At 65.0% G+C, this 755-nt stretch carries 1 protein-coding gene; it reads right to left on the reverse strand.

Annotated features, from left to right (window positions below; genetic code table 11):
• Positions 1-755, reverse strand: a 755-nt coding sequence (locus tag BTW08_RS18435; RefSeq protein ID WP_139313727.1) for an Ig-like domain-containing protein, incomplete at both ends; no start/stop codon positions are given.

The following is a 755-nucleotide window of genomic DNA, read 5'->3' on the forward strand; positions in this document are numbered from 1 at the left end:
AGGGTGCCATCGACGTCACTGGCTGCCAGGACTTGGCCGCTGAGAACGGCGTTCTCTTCTGTCGTGGTCGTGGCGGCCTGAGCCACCGGCACATCGTTGGTGCCGGTCACGGTAATCGTCACCGTCTTCGGCTCGCTAACGCCGCCGTCGTTATCGGTGGCGGTGTAGCTGAAGGTGACGTCGCGGCTCTCGCCCGCGGCCAGACTGTCGAAGTCGATGCCAGGCGTTAAGGTGTAGGAACCGTCGGCGTTGAACGTCAGGCTGCCGTTACCAGTGCCGATATCCGTCGCCAAGTCGTAACCGGCGATGGTGCCATCGACATCGGTCGCTGCCGGCACCTGCCCGCTGAGAACGCTGTTCTCGCCGGTGGTCCGGGTATCGGCGACGGCCACCGGCGCATCGTTGGTGCCGGTCACGGTGATGGTGACGGTCTTGGGTGCACTGACCCCACCGTCATTGTCCGTGGCGGTATAGCTGAAGGTGACGTCGCGGCTCTCGCCGGCGGCCAGAGTGTCGAAGTCGGTGCCCGGCGTGAAGTTGTAGCTGCCGTCGCTATTAAAGCTGAGGCTGCCGTTGCCGGTGCCGACATCCGTCGCCAGGTCGTAACCGGCGATGGTGCCATCGACATCGGTCGCTGCCGGCACCTGCCCGCTGAGAGCACTGTTCTCGCCGGTGGTCTGGGTATCGGCGACGACCACCGGCGCATCGTTGGTGCCGGTGACGGTAATAGTGACCGTCTTGGGCTCGCTGACGCC

It is taken from the genome of Salinicola sp. MH3R3-1 (assembly GCF_001937155.1).
Taxonomy (GTDB): Bacteria; Pseudomonadota; Gammaproteobacteria; order Pseudomonadales; family Halomonadaceae; genus Salinicola; species Salinicola halophyticus.